The organism is Tenacibaculum profundicola (genome assembly GCF_057220795.1).
In genome coordinates this window covers 4,076,015-4,095,642 of sequence record NZ_CM170137.1, presented here as the reverse complement: position 1 = coordinate 4,095,642, position 19,628 = coordinate 4,076,015, and the positions used below count along the sequence as shown (strand labels likewise).

General features: G+C 33.4%; 16 protein-coding genes. 8 read left to right on the top strand and 8 right to left on the bottom strand.

The window, feature by feature from the left end; genetic code table 11:
- The first annotated feature begins 1 nt into the window (after position 1).
- Both AC2TDS_RS16810 and AC2TDS_RS16805 read left to right on the top strand, forming a co-directional pair.
- Positions 2-1,000: an ADP-ribosylglycohydrolase family protein gene (locus AC2TDS_RS16810; protein WP_484738970.1), complete on the top strand. Its 999-nt coding sequence runs from the start codon at positions 2-4 to the stop codon at positions 998-1,000.
- A 62-nt stretch (positions 1,001-1,062) separates the two neighbouring features.
- A complete protein-coding gene (locus AC2TDS_RS16805; protein ID WP_484736730.1) occupies positions 1,063-2,532 on the top strand; it encodes a nicotinate phosphoribosyltransferase in 1,470 nt (489 codons plus the stop codon).
- A 118-nt stretch (positions 2,533-2,650) separates the two neighbouring features.
- Here the strand turns inward: AC2TDS_RS16805 and AC2TDS_RS16800 are convergent, their stop codons facing one another.
- The 4 genes from AC2TDS_RS16800 to AC2TDS_RS16785 all read right to left on the bottom strand — a co-directional run bounded on the left by AC2TDS_RS16800 (position 2,651) and on the right by AC2TDS_RS16785 (position 8,407).
- The gene (locus AC2TDS_RS16800; protein ID WP_484736729.1) at positions 2,651-3,295 is read right to left on the bottom strand and encodes a porin family protein; all 645 of its coding nucleotides are present in this window, start codon (positions 3,293-3,295) and stop codon (positions 2,651-2,653) included.
- Between the two features lie 135 nt (positions 3,296-3,430).
- Positions 3,431-3,856, bottom strand: coding sequence for a hypothetical protein (locus AC2TDS_RS16795; RefSeq protein ID WP_484736728.1), 426 nt, complete (start codon positions 3,854-3,856; stop codon positions 3,431-3,433).
- Positions 3,857-3,937: 81 nt separating this feature from the next.
- Positions 3,938-5,893, bottom strand: a complete 1,956-nt coding sequence (locus AC2TDS_RS16790) for a YgiQ family radical SAM protein (RefSeq protein ID WP_484736727.1) — start codon at positions 5,891-5,893, stop codon at positions 3,938-3,940.
- A gap of 534 nt (positions 5,894-6,427) precedes the next feature.
- A complete protein-coding gene (locus tag AC2TDS_RS16785; RefSeq protein WP_484736726.1) occupies positions 6,428-8,407 on the bottom strand; it encodes a protein-disulfide reductase DsbD family protein in 1,980 nt (659 codons plus the stop codon).
- 591 nt (positions 8,408-8,998) lie between these two features.
- Here AC2TDS_RS16785 and AC2TDS_RS16780 point away from each other — a divergent pair.
- Positions 8,999-10,927 (top strand): CocE/NonD family hydrolase, encoded by a 1,929-nt coding sequence (locus AC2TDS_RS16780; RefSeq protein WP_484736725.1) that lies wholly within the window; start codon positions 8,999-9,001, stop codon positions 10,925-10,927.
- 38 nt (positions 10,928-10,965) lie between these two features.
- On the top strand, positions 10,966-11,847 hold the full coding sequence (locus AC2TDS_RS16775; protein WP_484736724.1) for a DUF3667 domain-containing protein: 882 nt from the start codon (positions 10,966-10,968) through the stop codon (positions 11,845-11,847).
- A 327-nt stretch (positions 11,848-12,174) separates the two neighbouring features.
- On the opposite strand, the gene aat is transcribed toward AC2TDS_RS16775, so the two are convergent.
- Together aat and AC2TDS_RS16765 are read right to left on the bottom strand one after the other, a co-directional pair.
- Positions 12,175-12,798, bottom strand: coding sequence for a leucyl/phenylalanyl-tRNA--protein transferase (gene aat / locus AC2TDS_RS16770; protein WP_484738969.1), 624 nt, complete (start codon positions 12,796-12,798; stop codon positions 12,175-12,177).
- A 195-nt stretch (positions 12,799-12,993) separates the two neighbouring features.
- Positions 12,994-14,373, bottom strand: a complete 1,380-nt coding sequence (locus AC2TDS_RS16765; RefSeq protein ID WP_484736723.1) for a short-chain fatty acid transporter — start codon at positions 14,371-14,373, stop codon at positions 12,994-12,996.
- Between the two features lie 66 nt (positions 14,374-14,439).
- Between AC2TDS_RS16765 and AC2TDS_RS16760 the strand changes: the two genes are divergently transcribed.
- The 3 genes from AC2TDS_RS16760 (at position 14,440) to AC2TDS_RS16750 (ending at position 16,962) form a co-directional block, all read left to right on the top strand.
- On the top strand, positions 14,440-15,996 hold the full coding sequence (locus tag AC2TDS_RS16760; protein ID WP_484736722.1) for an NAD(P)/FAD-dependent oxidoreductase: 1,557 nt from the start codon (positions 14,440-14,442) through the stop codon (positions 15,994-15,996).
- Positions 15,997-16,079: 83 nt separating this feature from the next.
- Complete coding sequence (locus tag AC2TDS_RS16755; RefSeq protein WP_484736721.1) at positions 16,080-16,700, top strand: YqaA family protein; 621 nt, start codon at positions 16,080-16,082, stop codon at positions 16,698-16,700.
- Positions 16,701-16,710: 10 nt separating this feature from the next.
- Positions 16,711-16,962, top strand: coding sequence for a DUF1456 family protein (locus AC2TDS_RS16750; RefSeq protein WP_484736720.1), 252 nt, complete (start codon positions 16,711-16,713; stop codon positions 16,960-16,962).
- Positions 16,963-17,160: 198 nt separating this feature from the next.
- Here AC2TDS_RS16750 and AC2TDS_RS16745 read toward each other — a convergent pair whose 3' ends face one another.
- Both AC2TDS_RS16745 and AC2TDS_RS16740 read right to left on the bottom strand, forming a co-directional pair.
- Positions 17,161-17,526 (bottom strand): DUF3127 domain-containing protein, encoded by a 366-nt coding sequence (locus AC2TDS_RS16745; RefSeq protein ID WP_484736719.1) that lies wholly within the window; start codon positions 17,524-17,526, stop codon positions 17,161-17,163.
- 8 nt (positions 17,527-17,534) lie between these two features.
- On the bottom strand, positions 17,535-18,395 hold the full coding sequence (locus AC2TDS_RS16740; protein ID WP_484736718.1) for a flavin reductase family protein: 861 nt from the start codon (positions 18,393-18,395) through the stop codon (positions 17,535-17,537).
- Positions 18,396-18,470: 75 nt separating this feature from the next.
- Between AC2TDS_RS16740 and AC2TDS_RS16735 the strand changes: the two genes are divergently transcribed.
- A complete protein-coding gene (locus AC2TDS_RS16735; protein ID WP_484736717.1) occupies positions 18,471-19,619 on the top strand; it encodes a sensor histidine kinase in 1,149 nt (382 codons plus the stop codon).
- Positions 19,620-19,628: the final 9 nt, after the last annotated feature.

The following is a 19,628-nucleotide window of genomic DNA, read 5'->3' as shown; positions in this document are numbered from 1 at the left end:
GATAGCTATTGGAGATGCATACGGAGCTGGATTAGAATTTCAAGATAGAGATTGGATCAATAAACATGTGAATTTCTCAAAATTTATAAACGCAAGAAATAAAATTAAAGTAGCCCCTGAAAAACTTCACATATTTACAGATAACTATCATGAATGGCAATATACGGATGACACAGAAATGACTATCGGCCTAATAAAAGCTCTTTATTCAAAAAATGTATTCAACGAAAATTTATTAATAGAAAAATGGAAAGAAGAATATGAAAAAGGAAAATTAGAAAAAGGGTACGGAAGAAATGGACATGGTTCTATGGGTTGGTACTATTCAGGAAAAATGAGTATTAGTGAAGTTAGAAATTTCCAAAAAAATCGTATAAACCCTGGAAATGCACCTGCAATGAGGTCAGTTCCTTTAGGACTTATTGACTCTAATTTAATCAATTCTTACTCTGAAATTAACGCCAATGCAACACACCCTAACATCAACGCTATACTATCAAGTCAATGCATAGCCAGAGCAACTGAATATTTAATTGTACAAAAGGGTGATAAAAATGATATTATAAACTACTGTTTTGAAAAAGTTAATCTTAATAAAGAATATCGAAATTATCTTAAGTTGGTAGATAAAATTAGCCCTTATGAAATGCTAACTGAAAATGATTACACAACCTTATGTGGTAACCAACCAATTAAAAAACCATATTTTCTTGCCGGAATAAAAGGTGTGCCCTCTGATTCAAAATATACTACCGGATGCGTTTTGTATATATTAAAAAACAGTACAAACCCTTTTGATGCTCTGAAAAAATCAATTTTAATCGGTGGCGATGTTGACTCCATTGCATCTATTACTACGGGAATAAAAGCGGCCATCCACGGACTCAACAGTATTCCTGAGTTTATGATTGAAAATGTTGAAGGCAAAAAATACATCGAAGAAATCTCAGTAGAATTTAACGATTATATTAACGCACCTCAACACTTTTCATCAATATAAAGAAAAATAATTGCACAGATAATTTAATTTGCGTAATTTTGACACAAATTAAATTATTAACTATGAATCCATTACTATATACAGACGGTTACAAAGTAGACCACAGAAGACAATATCCTCAACAAACTACCTTAGTATATTCAAACTGGACTCCAAGAAAAAGTAGAATTAAAGGAATCGATAAGGTTGTCTTTTTCGGACTTCAATACTTCATCAAAAAATATATTATCAAAGAATTTCAGATGAATTTCTTTAGCAAGTCTAAAGACGATGTCTGTAAACAATACAGCAGAAGAATTAATAATTACTTAGGCGAAAACCAAGTAGGCATACAGCATATTGAAGCTTTGCATGATTTAGGATATATTCCTATGGTATTTAAAGCCCTTCCTGAAGGTGTTGAAGTACCTGTTAGAGTTCCTATGTTTACTATGTATAACACCTTACCTGAATTCTTTTGGTTAACCAACTATTTTGAAACTTTATTGTCTACTACTGTTTGGCTACCATGTAACTCTGCCACTATTGCAAAACAATATAGAAAAATATTAGACCAATATGCACATGAAACCTCTTCTATTCCAGAATTTGTGGATTGGCAAGGTCATGATTTTTCTATGCGTGGAATGGCTGGTTTAGAAGCTGCTGAACTAAGTTCAGCTGGTCATTTATTAAGTTTTACAGGTACTGATACTATTCCTGCTATTGACTTTTTAGAAACTTATTACCATGCTAACTCGGATAAAGAATTCATTGGTGGATCTGTAGCGGCGACAGAACATTCAGTAATGTGTATGGGCACCAATAGTAATGAACAAGAAACTTTTAAACGTTTAATCACAGAAGTATACCCAAGTGGTATTGTGTCGATTGTTTCTGACACCTGGGATCTATGGAAAGTGTTAACTGAATATTTACCCAATTTGAAAAATGAAGTAATAGAACGTGATGGAAAAGTAGTTATTAGACCTGACAGCGGAAACCCGGTAGATATAATTTGCGGAGACCCCAAAGGAGCAACTAAAGCTGCGAAAAAAGGTGTTATCGAATTACTTTGGGAAGTTTTTGGAGGCACTATCAATGGTAAAGGTTACAAGGAACTGGATAAGCATATTGGTGCCATTTATGGCGACAGCATTACCCTGGAAAGAGCTACACAAATTTGCGAGCGTTTAAAGAAAAAGGGATTTGCGTCTACCAATGTCGTATTAGGTATTGGTTCATTTACTTATCAATACAATACGCGTGATACTTTTGGCTTTGCCATGAAAGCCACTTATGGAGAAGTTTCGGGAGAAGGAAGAGAAATTTTTAAAGACCCCATTACTGATGATGGCACTAAAAAATCTGCCAAGGGTTTATTAAAAATCACCTTAGAAAATAACGAATATCAATTATACGATCAAGTAACTTGGGAAGAAGAGAAACAAGGTGAATTACAGGAAGTTTTTAGAGACGGAAAATTACTGGTTCAATATACATTACAAGATATAAGATCCAGAGTTCACACTTCTTTTGAAGTCACCGTATAATTTTATCGAATTTAAAAGTGAAAAGTACATATTGTTAAAAGGCTACTTAATGTATTATTAAGTAGCCTTTACTATGCACCTATAGCACCAAAACGTTTATTATTATGAATGTTACCTGTTATAACGAAACCAATACTCCAATATTTATTGAGTTTCTATTATTTCGAGAAATAACATTAGAATTGTTTTCTTTAAACACGCTTATAAAGGAACCTTGACCATCATATTCAAAAAATAATTTCAAGTTATCATTAACTGTAACTTTATATCCTATACCTAAAGCCATTCCAACATCTGTAGAGCTAAACGACTCTTCTATTGGCAGTGAACTATCAACATCAATCGCTTTAGCATTTAACAAAAACCCTGCATATAATCCAAAATTCAAATACCATTTTCTAGTAGATCCGAAATGCCAGTTAGCCATAACAGGAATCGTAAGATAGTTAATGCGATAATCAGTTGTACTATTAGCTCCATTATTGTCTATTAGATAGCCATTACCCCAACCTTTTTGATCAAAAATTAACTTCGCTTTAATACCCCATCGATCGGAAAAATAATACTCTCCAGTAGCCGCAATATTAAACCCCGTAACGTTATCCGTAGCAGTATCTGTGTTAAACCCATTGGAGCCACCAGTAACATACAAATTTGCAAAATTAACTCCAAGGTTCCCTCCGAGTTCAAAATCTCCTTTTTCTTGGGCAAAACCCCCTGCGTAAAGCATAAAAAACAACGCAACAATAATTGACTTTTTCATAAGTAAAAAAAATTTAAATTTAATATTTCGATTAATTCATTATTTGAAATCCAAAACAGCCTATAATTTCTCTATTTTTAGAAACTATCGGTACCCGCTTTGCATGTTTCTGTTAGTCTAGTAAGAGACCTTTATCTATGTGACCATTTTTAACATCTTTCTTAAAGAATAATCACAATCCATACTTAACAATATCCCAAGGTCTATATCGAAAAAAGATTCATGAAATTCAAAATGAGTATTTGATTGACGTATTGTTAGATCCAGCATAAAACTGTCATCTAAATCAACACTTAAATACAATTTTTCAAGTTCAGGATATTGTAATTCAATATTTTGTCTATAAAACTTCTCAAACTCGATAGTAACTTCATCGTTACTCCATCGATTTCGATCCAAAAAGTATTTTGATTTTAACCCAAAATTATAGGAAGAATAATATATAGTGTAAAAACTTAAGTGTACATAATCACTTTTGCCATTTTCTGCAGAACTTTTTTCCTGCGAAAAAACTTGTGAATACACCAAAAGCATGCACATAGCAACGAACACCTTTTTCATATTTTGCAATTTTCAATTAAAGTTCAAATCTAGAAAAAAAAAACCAGAACTCAGGATTTTCTGTTTTTTTAACATTTGGGTTTACCGTCTTTTCTTCTTTAAACCTCTTGATTTATTTCTAGGGGGTTTTGATTTCGGTTTGAAAACCACTGCATCATCAAAAGTATTTTTGGTTTTTTGAGGTTTGTTTTTACGCCAAGTGGTATCTGAAGGTAATAACTTTTGTAGCAGATCTGAACGACCTACTTTTGTCAATTTATTTTCGATCCACTTTCTATTCTCTTTCTTATACCAAAAGAAAAATCTATGTTGATCGAGTTTTTCTTGTTTCGTTTTCGGTGTTTTAACCTCCTTTAGTGTATAAGGATGATAACCGCTATAGTAAATAACCGTTGCTACGGTCATTGGTGTAGGTGTAAAATCTTGTACCTGTTCTAACTGAAACCCCATATCTTTAGTTTCAGCGGCTAAGTTTGCCATATCTTCAGGTTCACAAGCAGGATGGCTCGATATAAAATAAGGAATCAATTGAAGGTTTAACCTCTTCTTCATGTTAATTTTATCAAACCTTTCTTTAAACTTATGAAAGTACTTAAACGAGGGTTTACGCATTAGTTTTAATACAGGGTCTGACGTATGTTCTGGAGCCACTTTTAAACGACCAGAAACATGTTTGGTCATTACCTCTTCTGTATACGCATCTAATTCCTTAGGATCGGCATTCTTATTAAACTCGGGCACCAGCATATCATGTCGAATACCACTTCCTATAAATGACTTTTTTATTTTAGGATGTTTATCTACCGCCTGATATAATTCTGTTAATGGCTTATGTGAAGTATCTAAATTACTACATATTACAGGTGATATACAAGAAGGTGCAACACATTTATCACAAATTGATTGAACTTTACCTTTCATCTGATACATATTCGCCGAAGGGCCACCTATATCAGATAAATATCCTTTAAAATCATCCATTTGTGTTAATTCATCAACCTCCTTTAACACCGATTCTTTACTTCTGCTGGCTATGAATTTCCCCTGATGGGCAGAGATTGTACAAAAACTACACCCTCCAAAGCATCCTCTATGAATATTAACCGAAAATTTAATCATTTCATAAGCAGGTATTGGTCCTCGCTTATTATATTTCGGGTGAGGCATTCTAGTGTAAGGAAGATCAAATGAGCCATCAATTTCCTTCTCTGTCATTGTAGGATAAGGTGGATTAATCATTAACGTTCTACCTCCTACTTCCTGAAAAATCCTCCTAGCGTATAATTTATTTGATTCCTGCTCTATAATTTTAAAATTCGAAGCATATGCCTTTTTATCTTGCAGACATGTTTCGTGCGACGTTATTTCAACGTCTTGCCAATTTTTGTTCTTAGGTATTTTCTCTCCTTCTTCTAATAAAACTGCTGTTTGCTTAATGGTTCGTAAACTCGAAAACGGCACTCCTTTCTCCAATAATTCTATCACTTCCCTCAATGGTTGCTCTCCCATTCCATACACCAACATATCGGCACCTGAACTCTCTAAAATTGTTGGCATTAATTTGCCCGACCAATAATCATAATGCGTAACCCGACGAAGTGAAGCTTCAATTCCACCAATCAATACGGGTACATCAGGAAATTTTTCTTTTAATATTTTCGTGTATACTGAAGTAGCATAATCAGGCCTAAACCCTTTGTCTCCATTGGGGGTATAAGCATCTTTGTCACGGCGGCGTTTACTGGCCGTATAATTACTTACCATGGAATCCATACAACCTGCTGTAACCGCAAAGAACAAACGCGGTTTTCCTAGTTTAACAAAATCTTGCAAATTATCATGCACACTGGGCTGTGGTACAATGGCTATGCGTAAACCATAGCTTTCAAGTATCCTTCCAATAACTGCAGGCCCAAATGAAGGGTGGTCTACATATGCATCACCGCTAAATAGAATGACATCTAATTCATCCCATCCTCTTAACTTCACCTCCTTATTTGTAGTCGGTAACCAATCTGAAAGCCGTCTAATTCTCATACCTCGTGCAAAGGTACAACGTTTTGAGGTATTTGTTCGTATTTTAGAAATAATACTATTTCTAATGTTAATTTACCTATCATATTATATCAATTAGAATTTGAAAACCCCTCTTTACCCCAATTTATGGAATAGTTTCAACTAACCACAGGTATCATACCATAGTGGTAAGAGAATAAAACTCAAAGTTACCACGGAGTTATGTAGTGCAAATACCCACAATTTTTAAGTCATACTAGCTATTGTTTGAATTTACTGTAAAAGAAAATGAATGTTTCTTTCTTTATATAAAATAGAAAAACCAATAATAGCTGTAGCTATAATTTCTTTTTATTTTGAAATAGAAAGGGAAAAAGGACGTTTCATTACGGTAAATTCAAATGGTAAATGGTATCACTACACGAATACAAGAAAATGATCACCCTAACTTAGCTAAGAATTCGTTATAATAAACTCGAAACAGCTGTGGCTAATAAAACGAAATAATAAAAAGTCTCATGAAAAATGAGGCTTTTTATTATTTCATATTTAATTTTATTTAAAAGAGGCAATACCCTTTTTTAACCAGTTGTAATATTCATCGACATCTGGTGTATATGCCACTGGATCAATTAAATTCTCCTCATTTGTATCCATAAGCACATAATACGGTTGAGAATTCGTTTTATACTTGATCGTTTGAAGCTCACTCCATTTCTGGCCAATATAACGGAGCTTCTTACCCGGTCTGAGTTTAGATTCAACAATGTCATCTTCATTTAAAGCTCTTTTATCATCAACATAAAGTGAAATCAATACGACATCGTTTTTTAAAACAGATAAAACCTTGTCTTTTGCCCATACATTTTGTTCCATCTTTCGGCAATTCACACAAGCGTGACCAGTAAAATCAATTAATACTGGTTTATTTGTTTTTTTAGCATAGGCGAGTCCTTTATCATAGTCATTAAATGCCAAAATATTATGTGGAGCCATTAAATGTGCCCCATCCGGAAGATCATCATGCGGTGTTGCATTATTGACTGTATTTGCTCCGCTAGCTATCTTTTGATACCCTACGCCATAAGGTGATTCACTATAATGCTGCGCAGGAGGAAATGCACTAATTAAATTCAAAGGTGCTCCCCATAAACCTGGCAACATATAAACTGTAAAGGACAATGACACCAAACCTAAGCACAATCTACTTACAGAAATATGAGTAATTGGTGAGTCGTGTGGTAATCGAATTTTCCCGAACAAATATAAAGCTAAGGCACCAAAAATTGCAATCCATATTGCCAAAAACACTTCTCTCTCTAACAAATGTAACTGTAACACCAAATCGGCATTTGATAAGAACTTAAAGGCAAAAGCCAACTCTAAAAACCCTAATACAACTTTTACGGTATTTAACCAACCTCCTGACTTCGGAAGTGAATTCATCCAGCCTGGAAAAGCAGCAAATAAGGTAAAGGGTAAGGCAATAGCCAACGAAAACCCAAACATTCCTACAATAGGTCCAATCGTATCTCCTCCTGTAGCGGCTTCTACTAAAATAGTACCCACAATTGGCCCTGTACATGAAAAAGAGACAATAGCTAAAGCCAAAGCCATAAAGAAAACCCCTATTAAACCTCCTCTATCTGATTGGGCATCAACTTTAGTACTCCAAGAGCTTGGTAAAGTTAATTCAAAAGCCCCTAAAAATGATAGTGCAAATATGACTAACAATAGAAAGAATAATATATTAAACCAAACATTAGTTGATAACGCATTTAAAGCGCTTGGTCCGAAGAAGAATGTTACCGCTATTCCTAAAACTACATAAATAACAATAATCGCCACACCAAAAAATATAGCATTCCTAATTCCTTCCGACTTATTTTTACTTTGCTTGGTAAAAAAACTTACCGTCATTGGAATCATAGGGAATACACAAGGGGTTAAAAGTGCCGCAAAACCAAATATAAACGCTAGAATAAAAGTCTTTAAAAGTCCTTTTTTCCTAGGATTTTCTTTTGTCTTTTTTTTTTCTAAAACAACCTTCTTCGCTTTTGCTAAGTCATACACCAAATCAATTTCAGTAGGTGGCAAACACTGAGTGTCTCTACACACCATAAATTCAACAGAACCCTGAATTTTAGCACTTGCATCTTTTACTTTCACACGTTGTTCAAATCGAGTTTTTTTACTAAACGACTTCACTTCCATGTTGAAAGTTGCATCATGTTTTGTTTTTCCCTTTTCTTCAATCACCTTCCCCTCCAACGTATAATTCGAGTTTTCTGTAAAGAAGAAAGAGGTAGGTATAGGACCACCAGGTTCAACGTTTTGTGAATAAATCTGCCATCCCTTTTCTATAGTTGCCGTTGCAACTAGATTAAACTCATTCTCTGAAATTTTTTCTACCGAGGTAAACCATTTTACAGGGTTATATATTTGTGAAACGATTGATGTTGTCGAACATAACGAAAGAAAAAGTATTAAGAACTGTATACCTAATTTGGGTCTTAAACTTACAAATGATTTCATTTTAACGTTTTTAAATTAATCTTGATCAGTTTTACTAGTATTCTAAGTATGCAATATTAACAAATAAGTTAAAATTAATTGCTTTTATTCTCCTAAAATCTCTAATTTTAATGTAACAATTGTTACATTAAAACACTGTATAGTAAAGATTAATGTATATAATTGTGTATTTTCTCATTCCTCTAGTTCAGATACTGTTTCACTATTTTCTTCTATTATAAATCAAGTGGATACGACTATCTGTTTATAAATTCTTCATAAACGAAAGACTACAATTACATAGTGTCTTTTCCATAATTTTTGCAATTCACACCCTATATAAAAAATAAAACAGTAGTGTTTCAAAGACATTCATAAGTAAACTCATGTAATTCTTTAACATTTAATTAAGAATTGTTACCTATGCATTTACTTAATTTTAACACCTTATATATCATACATGTTTGTATTAAAAAACACTTGTGTTTTTGTTAAAGACAAATACATTCTGTTTTTTTGTTAAGATTTTGAAAATAGAACAGATCTCATTTATCGCACATAGAAAACACCGAAAATATTAATTCATAAATCGTAATTTACAAAAATAAACTTATGAAAACATTCTTAAAACTAACCTCCCTTATCCTATTATTCTTTGCCTTAGGGTGTATTAAAAAGACAACCAATAAAACATCTGAAGTCCAAAAAGAAAGTAGTTATATTCAAGACAACTATCACAAAATGGAGGTGAAAATTACGATGAGAGATGGCATCAAATTACATACAACAATCTACTCTCCTAAAGACACCAGCAAAACCTATCCTATCTTATTAAAAAGAACACCATATAGCTGTAGGCCTTATGGTAAGGATGAGTTCATGGAAAAAATTGGTCCGAATCCGATTTTAATGAAAGAAGGAAATATTATCGTATATCAAGATGTTCGTGGACGTTGGATGAGTGAAGGTATATATGACAACATGCGCGCATATATTCCGAACAAAACAGCCAAACAAACTGATGAAACCACTGATACCTACGACACCATTGATTGGCTAGTAAATAATATTCCTAATAACAACGGCAAAGTAGGTACTTGGGGAGTTTCTTATCCAGGTCACTATTCAACTGTCTCTGCTATAGATGCTCACCCTGCATTAATGGCAGCATCACCTCAAGCTTGTATTGGTGATTTCTTTTTTGACGACTTTCATCATAACGGTGCGTTTTTATTAAGTTACTTTAATGTCATTTCATTGTTTGGTACCTACAAAGATCAACCCACTGATTCTGCTTGGTATACTTTTCCTGATATGAAAACTCAAGATCAATATCAATTCTTTCTAGACAAAGGCCCGTTAAAAAACCTAAATGACTATTTCCAATATAAAAAACCTAGTGTTTCCAATTCTGATAACCATAAACCTATAAATGATTTCTTTTGGAAAGAAATTATTGAACACCCAAATTACGATTCGGTTTGGCAAAGTAAAGGGCTTATTCAACACTTAGATAAAGTTCCATCAAATGTGGCTACCATGATTGTTGGTGGATGGTTTGATGCAGAAGACCTATACGGCCCTCTTGAAACCTATAAAGGCATTGAAAAACATCAACCTAACAACTACAACACCATGGTATTTGGTCCGTGGGATCATGGAGCATGGTCTAGAGACAAAGTACCTAATATTATAGGTAATTACTATTTTGGAGATTCTATTTCATTACACTTTCAAAAAGAAGTAGAAACTAAATTCTTTAATCATTTCTTAAAAGGTGATGGTTCAAAAAACAGTGGACTACCAGAAGCATATGTGTTTGATACTGGTAAAAAAGAATGGAAGTCATACGACGTATGGCCACCGAAAAACGCCCATAAACAAACATTTTTCTTGTCTGAAAATCAAAAGTTAAGTAAGTCTCAAAAAAGCAATACTAAAATCAGTTTCGTAAGCGACATCAAAAAACCTGTTCCTTACTCTGAAGATATTAAAACGGTATTTACGCCTCGTAAATACATGACCGATGATCAACGATTTGCTGCAAGAAGGCCAGATGTATTAGTTTTTGAAACAAATGTCTTAACTGAAGATTTTACTTTAGCTGGTGATATTTTAGCAAAATTACAAGTAGCAACCACAGGTACTGCTGCAGACTGGATTGTAAAAATTATTGATGTACATCCTCACGATTTGAAAAACGATAATGAAGCCATGCAACCTCATTTAAAACTCAGCAATTACCACTTAATGGTGCGAAGCGAAGTAATGCGTGGTCGTTTTAGAAATAGCTTTGAAAAACCAGAACCCTTTACCGCGAATAAAAAAACGGCGGTGACTATAAAATTACAAGATGTTTTTCATACAATTAAAAAAGGACACAAATTACAAATTCAGATACAAAGCACTTGGTTTCCTTTAATAGACCTCAATCCTCAAACGTATGTTGATAATATATACAAAGCAGACGAAAAGCATTTTAAAACGCAAACACATTCAATATTTACCGATTCTAATATAGAGTTTACAGTATTAAAATAAACATAAAAAAAACTTACCGCCACATTAAAAGCCAGATAATGAACTGTAAAAATTGTAACGAAACTCTAGAGGAAAACGCACATTTCTGTGATAATTGTGGCGGTAAGGTAATTACGAATAGAATAACTTTCCGTTTTTTAATGATTGAATTATTTGCTGTTTTAGGTTTTGACAACCTGTATTTCAATACGTTGAAGAAAATATTTATCTCACCTCAAGAGGTTTTAAACGAATATTTAAATGGGGTACGAAAACGATATCTAAATCCCTTTGCTTTTCTTGCCGTTGGAGCTGCTATTTCACTAATCATTTTCAACCTCTTTATAAATGATTATATGGAAATACAAAACTCCTTTAACCCTACCAACATCAGTGAATTAAAAGAGATCACCGAAAAAGATGTAACAAGTATAAAAAGTATATCTCCTAAAGAATTAGCAACTTTAAAAAAGCAACAACAAACGGCTAAAATTCAGCTTAAAATTCAGGACAAATGGAATCGTTTTCTAGTAAAGTACTTAAACATTTTCACCTTTTTGTTTCTTCCTTTTTATGCATTGCTCAGCTACTTTACCTACAAAAAACCTTATAACTTTGGTGAACATATTGTAATAAACGCCTATATTCAAGGAGCAACAATGTATTTTTCCATTATCATGTTCTTCTTAAGCATGTTTATACATCCCAAGATATTTTCCTTTAGCATTCCGTTAATGATACTTTTTTACTTATATGTTTTTAGTAAATTGTACCAACATCGTATACCAAAAATAGTTGGTAAGCTATTGAGATTTATTGCTGTTCTAATTATAGTTTCAATAGTTACTTTCCTTATATTTTTAAGTTTGTTTTTAATAGGTATGCTCATAATAAAAGTTGTTGACCCTGCATTTTTTGATAGTCTAAAAACATCCTTATGACAAAATAGATTCTCTAGTTTTATTAAAAAAACAAACTAATAATCCTTTTATTTCTAAAGTATATTTTAAACACCTATCCTAATATCCTTTTAAATAGAATTAAAAATTACTTCTATTCGAAATTATTAGTTCTTCTAATTACCATAATTTTCATCCTTAAAGACTTCAAGAAAACTATGGGTTATATTTTAGAATTTGGGATCGTATACTACCTACAAAAAAACCAAACTACGTTCGAGAATATGACAAAACTCGAAAAATAAGTTTTAAGAACAATGAAAATCAAAATTTAGTCGATTTGACTTTTAACAATAATACTCACGAAAACTATAAGTAATTTAAAAAATCACTTCTATCAATCTCACGAGCTCCAAGGCTAGCTAGGTGCTCATTATACACCTGACAATCCACTAACTTATAACCACAATTCTGTACCAAATGAATGAACGCCACTTTACTCATATTACTCCGTTTGCTAAACATACTTTCACCACAAAACACACCATTTCCCAAATCGACCCCATACAAACCGCCTACCATTTTATGGTCTTTCCAAACTTCAATTGATTTCGCATACCCTTTGCGGTGTAACTCGATATAAGCCTCTTGCATATCATCTGTAATCCAAGTTCCGTACTGATCATTTCTATCAATATATTTACAATTGAAAACAACCTCTGCAAAAGCCTTATTTTCAGTAACTAAAAAGTCATTTTTACGCAATACTTGTTTCATTGATTTGGAGATATTAACCTCTTTAGGAAACAATACCATACGAGCTGGTGGACAATACCAAACAATAGGCTCTCCTTCGCTGAACCATGGAAAAACTCCCCTTTCATACGCATGCACCAATCTTCCCACTGATAAATCTCCACCCAACGCTAAAACACCTTCTTCAGTTGCTAATTCATAAGGAGGAAATACTATTTCTTTATCTAACCAAATCATATCTATATACATTTTACTACTTACTCTTTGATTTTCTAAAAACTCACTATTTTTTCTTAACATATTTAGCAATTTCTTCTAAAAAAAAAGATCAAAAAGCAATTAGTAGTACTTAGCACAAAAATACTATTAAAAACTCACAAAAAACGAATAGTTCCACACTAGAGCCAGCAACTTATTTCTGTTCTTCTATGATCACAACAATAAAAGTCCTAATAAATAAATGGTGCTTCCCACCAACATTGCAATGAGGGTATATGGCAAAATTTCTTTCGCTTTTAATTTTGTAATACCTAATAAAGGTAATGCCCAAAAAGGTTGTAACATATTGGTGACCTGATCTCCATAGGCCAAGGCCATAATTGCCTTGGGTAAAGGCACCCCCAATTGCAAGGCGCTCTCAACAACAATAGGCCCTTGAACAACCCATTGTCCGCCACCGCTTGGAACAAAAACATTAATCAACCCAGCGCTAAAAAAGGTAAAAATAGGCAAGGTAGTTGCCGTAGAAACTGACACAAAAAAACCAGATATTAACGTAACCATTCCTGTACTTTTCATTATCCCCATAATACCAAAGTACAACGGAAACTGAATTAATATCCCAGAAATATCACTTATCGATTCTCCTACAGCATTGGTAAACTTTTTAAAGCTGCCATGTAAAACAATTCCCAAGCCTAACATAAAGAAATTGATTAAATTAGGTGTGATTTTAAAATTTTTTATATCGTCAAAATACCGAAATGAAAAAGCAATTAAAAGTAAGGCTCCAAAAAAATACGCTAATCGCTTCGAGCTGTCTAACCTTTCAGCCTGAGTTGTCGGTTTTTCATTAGTATTCATTTTATATTCAGGCAGCTTAATTTCTGTAGGCTGCGCTTTCTTTCCCAAGACATAAAACGTTGTTGACACAAGTATCACAACCAATGAAAAAATGAGCAAATTCCACCAACTAAATACTGTTTGGGAATAATCAATAAGATTCGGTATTTGTAAAAGCACCTCTTCTGAAGAAATGGATGTCATTAAACTCTGAATATGCCCACTTTCATTAATTTTAATAGGTGCCGATCCAGAAATACCGCCATGCCAAACCATTAACCCCATATACCCAGCTGCTCCAACAATGGGATAATTAAGCTCTATATTGTTTTTTTGCGCATGCTCTGCGACTTTACGCGCTAGTAGCGCTCCAAAAATCAATCCTAGCCCCCAATTAAAAAAAGCAACTAACATTGTCGTAAAACTAACAATAGAAGCACTAGTTGCCGTATTAGTACAGTACTTTGTTACTTTTACAATAAGATTACTTACGGGGGTACTCAATACCAACACATGCCCTAACACTAAAATAAGCATCATTTGATACGCAAAAACCAATAAACTATTTGACCATATTCCATTTTCCCAAAATGTTAACACATCAATTGAATACGCAAATGTTGTAACATTATCAGGCTTCGTAAATAGCACGGCTAAAAGCAAGGTGAGTAAGGTTAATAAAATGGCGATAGTAAATGGTGACGGCAACCATTTTTTAAATATATTTTCAATAGTCTGCGTAAGTTTCATAATACTAATTTTGATTTGCTAAAATAATCAAATAGACGCAATCATTTTTTTAACTAGCTTTGCAACATGATTAAAGAACTTCAACTGCGCGTTAGTTTAAAAGAAGAAAAAATAGACGATATTTTAAAAAAGAAAGCTTCTACAAACTTAAAAATACGATACACTGATATTACCACTGTAAAAGTACTTCGTAAATCGATTGATGCACGGAAAAAAGAGGTAGTTTTTAACTATAAAGTAGCCGTTTACATAAATGAATCAACACCTGAAAACATTGAATATTCCTTCGATTACAAAGATGTTTCCAATGCAAAGGAGATCCATATTATTGGGTTTGGCCCCGCTGGTATGTATGCAGCACTTCGATGTATTGAACTGGGCTACAAACCTATTGTTTTAGAACGCGGTAAAAATGTACAAGACCGCCGAAGAGATTTACGGGCTATTAATCAGTTTCATGAAGTAAACGAAGACTCTAATTATTGTTTTGGTGAAGGTGGGGCAGGCACCTATTCTGACGGTAAATTATATACCCGTAGTTTGAAGCGAGGAGATGTTAGAAAAATATTTGAAAACTTGGTATATCACGGAGCTACAGAAGAAATTTTAATTGATGCACATCCACATATTGGCACGAATAAATTACCTAAAATTATTCAAAACATTCGTGAAACCATTATAAAGCACGGTGGTGAAATTCATTTCCAAGCACGTGTTACTAATTTCGTCATCAATAATAACACACTACAAGCCATACAATTACAAAATGGGTCAGAGATCTCGGTTAATTCTGTTATTTTAGCTACAGGTCATTCTGCAAGAGACATCTATGAGCTATTACACAGCAAGAACATTTTACTTAAAGCCAAGTCATTTGCTATGGGTGTTCGTGTAGAACACCCGCAAGAGCTCATTGATCAAATTCAATATAATTGTCCGTATAAAAGAGATGAACTATTACCGGCCGCTGCATACAGTCTCGTGCAACAAGTTAACAATCGTGGTGTGTATTCTTTTTGCATGTGCCCTGGCGGATTCATTGTTCCAGCAGCCACTAAGAATGGAGAAATCGTAGTTAACGGAATGTCTCCTTCTCGTAGAAATAACAAATTTGCCAATTCGGGAATTGTTGTCGAAATTAATGCCGAAAAAGATCTTTCTAAATACGAAAGTTTTGGTGTCTTAAAAGGGCTGCAATTTCAAAAGGATTTAGAAACGTTGGCGTTTAACGCAGGAGGAAGAACTCAAACCGCTCCGGCACAACGATTAACTGATTTTGTGGAAGGAAAATTATCGTCTTCTTTGAACGAAACTTCCTATCAACCAGGATTAAATTCGTCTCCCTTACATTCATTACTCCCAAAGTTAATAGGTAGTAGATTGCGAAAAGGATTTGCTTCGTTTGGAAAAAAAATGCATGGTTATTACACTTCTGAAGCCAACATTGTAGGAGTTGAATCTCGCACCTCATCTCCAGTTAATATCCCAAGAAAAGACACTTTAGAACACCCACAAATCAAAGGCTTATTTCCCTGTGGCGAGGGTGGCGGTTATGCTGGTGGGATTATTTCCGCAGCCATGGATGGTGAACGTTGTGCTGAAGCAGCAGTAGATTTATTATAATTAACAAGATTTCTTTGATTTATCAGCAATTACCTTGTATTTTTGCGGATTCCACAGAACTAAGGATAAAGTTGTAGATGTACATGGAAACAGCAAAGAAAAAAAAGAAACCCCCAAAAGCAAAACGATTGCATAATTACTATCAACGCACTGGTTTTTATATGTTTATATGGGAAAGCTTAAAAAAAGCCTTTTGGCCAATACTTGGTGTAGTCGTAGGTTTATTCTTGTTTAATAAATATGTATACAACATTAATGATGGTTTAGAAGCAATGACCGACACCTTTTCCAGGATAGGAGTATTAATAACCTTCTTTATTTCCGAAACATTATTGGGATTAATCCCACCAGAAATTTTTATAGCTTGGTCGAAGAAAACGAGCGAACCAATTATAAATCTTTCTATTTTAGCGGCTCTTTCTTATTCTGGAGGAATAATATCTTATTTTATTGGGCGAGCTGCTCTAAAAATAAACGCGGTCAAAAATTACCTAGAAATTAAAATGGCTAAACACTTAAAAAACACAGCCAAATGGGGAGGATTTTTAATTTTAGTGGGGGCTTTATTACCATTACCCTTTTCTATAAGTTGTATGACTGCTGGCATGATCAAATACCCATTTAAAGGGGTAGTAACCTTTGGGTTATTTCGTTTTTTACGTTTTGTTATTTATGCATGGGCTATTTTCAATATGGTAAGTTAATAAATATATTATGGGAGGATTATCAAACAACGATGTTTTTAAAAAATTACGAGTAGCTCATAAATTAAGAGATACCGATATCATTAAAATTTGTTCTTTAGTTGACTTTAAAGTTTCTAAAGCCGAATTAGGTGCTTTCTTTCGAAATGAAGAACACCCAAAATACAAAGAATGTGGAGATCAAATACTGAGAAACTTTTTAAATGGTTTGATTATACATTTACGAGGCCCAATGCCTAAGAAAAATGAAATTAAAAAATAAAAACCTTCTAGTTTATTAAGCTAGAAGGCTATCCCCTTTAAGTTCTTCTCTCAGAAAACTGAGTGATGAAGCCACAAATCTAATACCGAAAACATAAGGTTTACGTTAAAAAAAATGTAATTTTTTCACAAATCTCATGTTTTTACATAAAAAAAAGAGCATATATGCTCTTTTTATATAGTATTACTGCTTTCTATATTAAAACGGCAAATCATCCGGCTCATTATCAGATAGATCCGGAGCTGGTGAAAATTCATCTGGAGTTGGTGTATTTTGAGCTGGCGATTGTGCTAAATTTTCAACCCTCCATCCTTGAACTGAATTGAAATATTTTGCTTCCCCTTGTGGATTTACCCACTCTCTACCTCTTAGATTAATTGAGACCTTTACATCTTGACCTACTTGGTAATTATTTAATAAATCACACTTATCTTGAATAAATTCAATTAGTATCATTTGAGGATACTGCTCATCAGTAGTCACAACCATCTCACGCTTTCTAAAACCATTGCTTCCAAAGGTTTGCGTTTCGTTAATTAACTTAATTTTACCAATTACTTCCATTACTATAACTATTTAATTAAAAGCACTTTCCAAGCACTTTCTACATCATTACTTTCTAAAAACTCTTGTGCAAAAGTATGTTTTTTTTCTTCAGATACACCTACATATTGCGGATGTTCTTTAGCAAAGTTATTAACATCGCTGCTCGCTGGTAACTCTTCTACATTCCCGAGCATACCCAAGTTATTACCCGTTAAAACCCTGCTGTTTCTTATGTCGACCGGGATTCGATCTACACCAACACCCAAAGTCGTTATAGGCTTAGGTATTTCAAAAAAACCATCTCTAGCTCGTGTATAATAACTACCTCCTGCTCTTGCCACTAAATCAATTTTGTGTTGATCTATGTTCCCATTATCATCTAGCACATCTTCCTTTACATGTAACTTAACCACTTCGCAGACTATTAAATTTCCAGCACCTCCCTCTTGACCAGTATATATAATTTCTTTCACCCTGCATTCAAACTGTACAGGAGATTCAGCTACTCTAAAAGGTTTTACTACTTCAGAGGGTAACATAGTGAGGCCTGCCTTTTCAAATTCGTTGACCCCTTTCGGGTACATCGTGCTACTCAAAGACATTTGTTGAACAATACTATAATTAACAATATTGATAACAACTTCTTTAGTAATTTCAGCATTGTCTAATGTATGTTTTGTTTTATTTTCTCTGACACTTCTGGCGGGAGAAAAAATCATTATAGGAGGATTCGCTCCGAAAACATTGAAAAAACTGAATGGTGATAAGTTAGGGTTTCCGTGCTCGTCAATTGTGCTTGCAAAAGCGATTGGCCTTGGAGCTACTGCTCCTAACAAATACCCATGCAATTTTGCTGTAGATATATCTTTAGGATCTATAGATAACATTATTTATTTTTTTGGTGTAAATATACTACAGTTTTATATATGATGTTATAGTAGAGAATAGTTTATATTTGATGTATGAGTTTTTTTCAAAATACCTTTTGGCTGAAGCGTATCACTGTTTTAATTTCTATCGTAATTGTTTCCTTAATTCTATGGAATACCTATATATTTTTCAAGAAATTTAAAGAAGAAGAACGTTCAAAAATGGAGTTATATGCCTCTGCCATTAAAGAAATGGCTTCTAACCCCGATTTGAATGCTAGTTTCAATATAGAATTTAAAGTTTTTGAAAGTATCAAAAACATCCCTGCCTTATCATTAAGTGAAGATGGAAAAATAATTAGAATGTACAATTTGGATTTTATTCAATCTAACGATCCAACATATCTTCAAAAACAATTGGCTCAAATGAAAAAACAAAACGAACCAATTGTCATTGAATACCTAAATACAAAAGAATTCATTTATTATAGAAATTCTGATTTACTCTATAAACTCACCTATTATCCCTTAGCCCTATTATTAATTCTCGGGTTATTCTTAACAATTCTCTATCTAGGTTTAAAATCGAATAAAATTGCCGAGCAGAACAAATTATGGACAGGAATGGCAAAAGAAACTGCCCATCAAATAGGAACTCCTTTATCTTCTCTTTTAGGATGGATTACTATTTTACGATCAGAGAACATTAATAAAATGTATGTAAATGAAATAGAAAAAGATGTAGATCGTTTAAACATCATAGCCAACCGTTTCTCTAAAATCGGCTCTCTTCCCGAATTAAAACCTCACAATATCACTGAAGCTACTTTAAAAGTATTTAATTATTTAAAATCTAGAAGTTCTAAGCAAATATCTTTCTTTTTCCATTCGTTTAAAGAAGATACAAATGTCAATATTAACACTGAGCTATTTGGTTGGGTTATTGAAAACCTAATAAAAAATGCTATTGATGCTATGCAGGGAAAAGGAACTGTAAATGTTTCCATTTCAGACAACACCAAACAGGTTATTATTACAATTTCAGATACAGGAAAGGGACTTCACAAATCACAATTTAAAGAAATCTTCAAACCCGGATTTACTACTAAAAAACGTGGCTGGGGTTTAGGATTATCGCTTTCAAAAAGAATTATTAATGATTATCATAAAGGAAAAATATTGGTGCAAAAATCGGAGCTAGGCAAGGGAACTACTTTTGAAATACAACTTTCCAAGTTTTAATATATTAAT

Bases quoted from the DNA above. Each gene is read 5' to 3' on its own strand.
- AC2TDS_RS16805 (WP_484736730.1), top strand. From the start codon at position 1,063: ATGAATCCATTACTATATACAGACGGTTACAAAGTAGACCACAGAAGA.
- AC2TDS_RS16800 (WP_484736729.1), bottom strand. From the start codon at position 3,295: ATGAAAAAGTCAATTATTGTTGCGTTGTTTTTTATGCTTTACGCAGGG.
- AC2TDS_RS16795 (WP_484736728.1), bottom strand. From the start codon at position 3,856: ATGAAAAAGGTGTTCGTTGCTATGTGCATGCTTTTGGTGTATTCACAA.
- AC2TDS_RS16790 (WP_484736727.1), bottom strand. From the start codon at position 5,893: ATGAGAATTAGACGGCTTTCAGATTGGTTACCGACTACAAATAAGGAG.
- AC2TDS_RS16785 (WP_484736726.1), bottom strand. From the start codon at position 8,407: ATGAAATCATTTGTAAGTTTAAGACCCAAATTAGGTATACAGTTCTTA.
- AC2TDS_RS16780 (WP_484736725.1), top strand. From the start codon at position 8,999: ATGAAAACATTCTTAAAACTAACCTCCCTTATCCTATTATTCTTTGCC.
- AC2TDS_RS16775 (WP_484736724.1), top strand. From the start codon at position 10,966: ATGAACTGTAAAAATTGTAACGAAACTCTAGAGGAAAACGCACATTTC.
- aat (WP_484738969.1), bottom strand. From the start codon at position 12,798: ATGATTTGGTTAGATAAAGAAATAGTATTTCCTCCTTATGAATTAGCA.
- AC2TDS_RS16765 (WP_484736723.1), bottom strand. From the start codon at position 14,373: ATGAAACTTACGCAGACTATTGAAAATATATTTAAAAAATGGTTGCCG.
- AC2TDS_RS16760 (WP_484736722.1), top strand. From the start codon at position 14,440: ATGATTAAAGAACTTCAACTGCGCGTTAGTTTAAAAGAAGAAAAAATA.
- AC2TDS_RS16755 (WP_484736721.1), top strand. From the start codon at position 16,080: ATGGAAACAGCAAAGAAAAAAAAGAAACCCCCAAAAGCAAAACGATTG.
- AC2TDS_RS16750 (WP_484736720.1), top strand. From the start codon at position 16,711: ATGGGAGGATTATCAAACAACGATGTTTTTAAAAAATTACGAGTAGCT.
- AC2TDS_RS16745 (WP_484736719.1), bottom strand. From the start codon at position 17,526: ATGGAAGTAATTGGTAAAATTAAGTTAATTAACGAAACGCAAACCTTT.
- AC2TDS_RS16740 (WP_484736718.1), bottom strand. From the start codon at position 18,395: ATGTTATCTATAGATCCTAAAGATATATCTACAGCAAAATTGCATGGG.
- AC2TDS_RS16735 (WP_484736717.1), top strand. From the start codon at position 18,471: ATGAGTTTTTTTCAAAATACCTTTTGGCTGAAGCGTATCACTGTTTTA.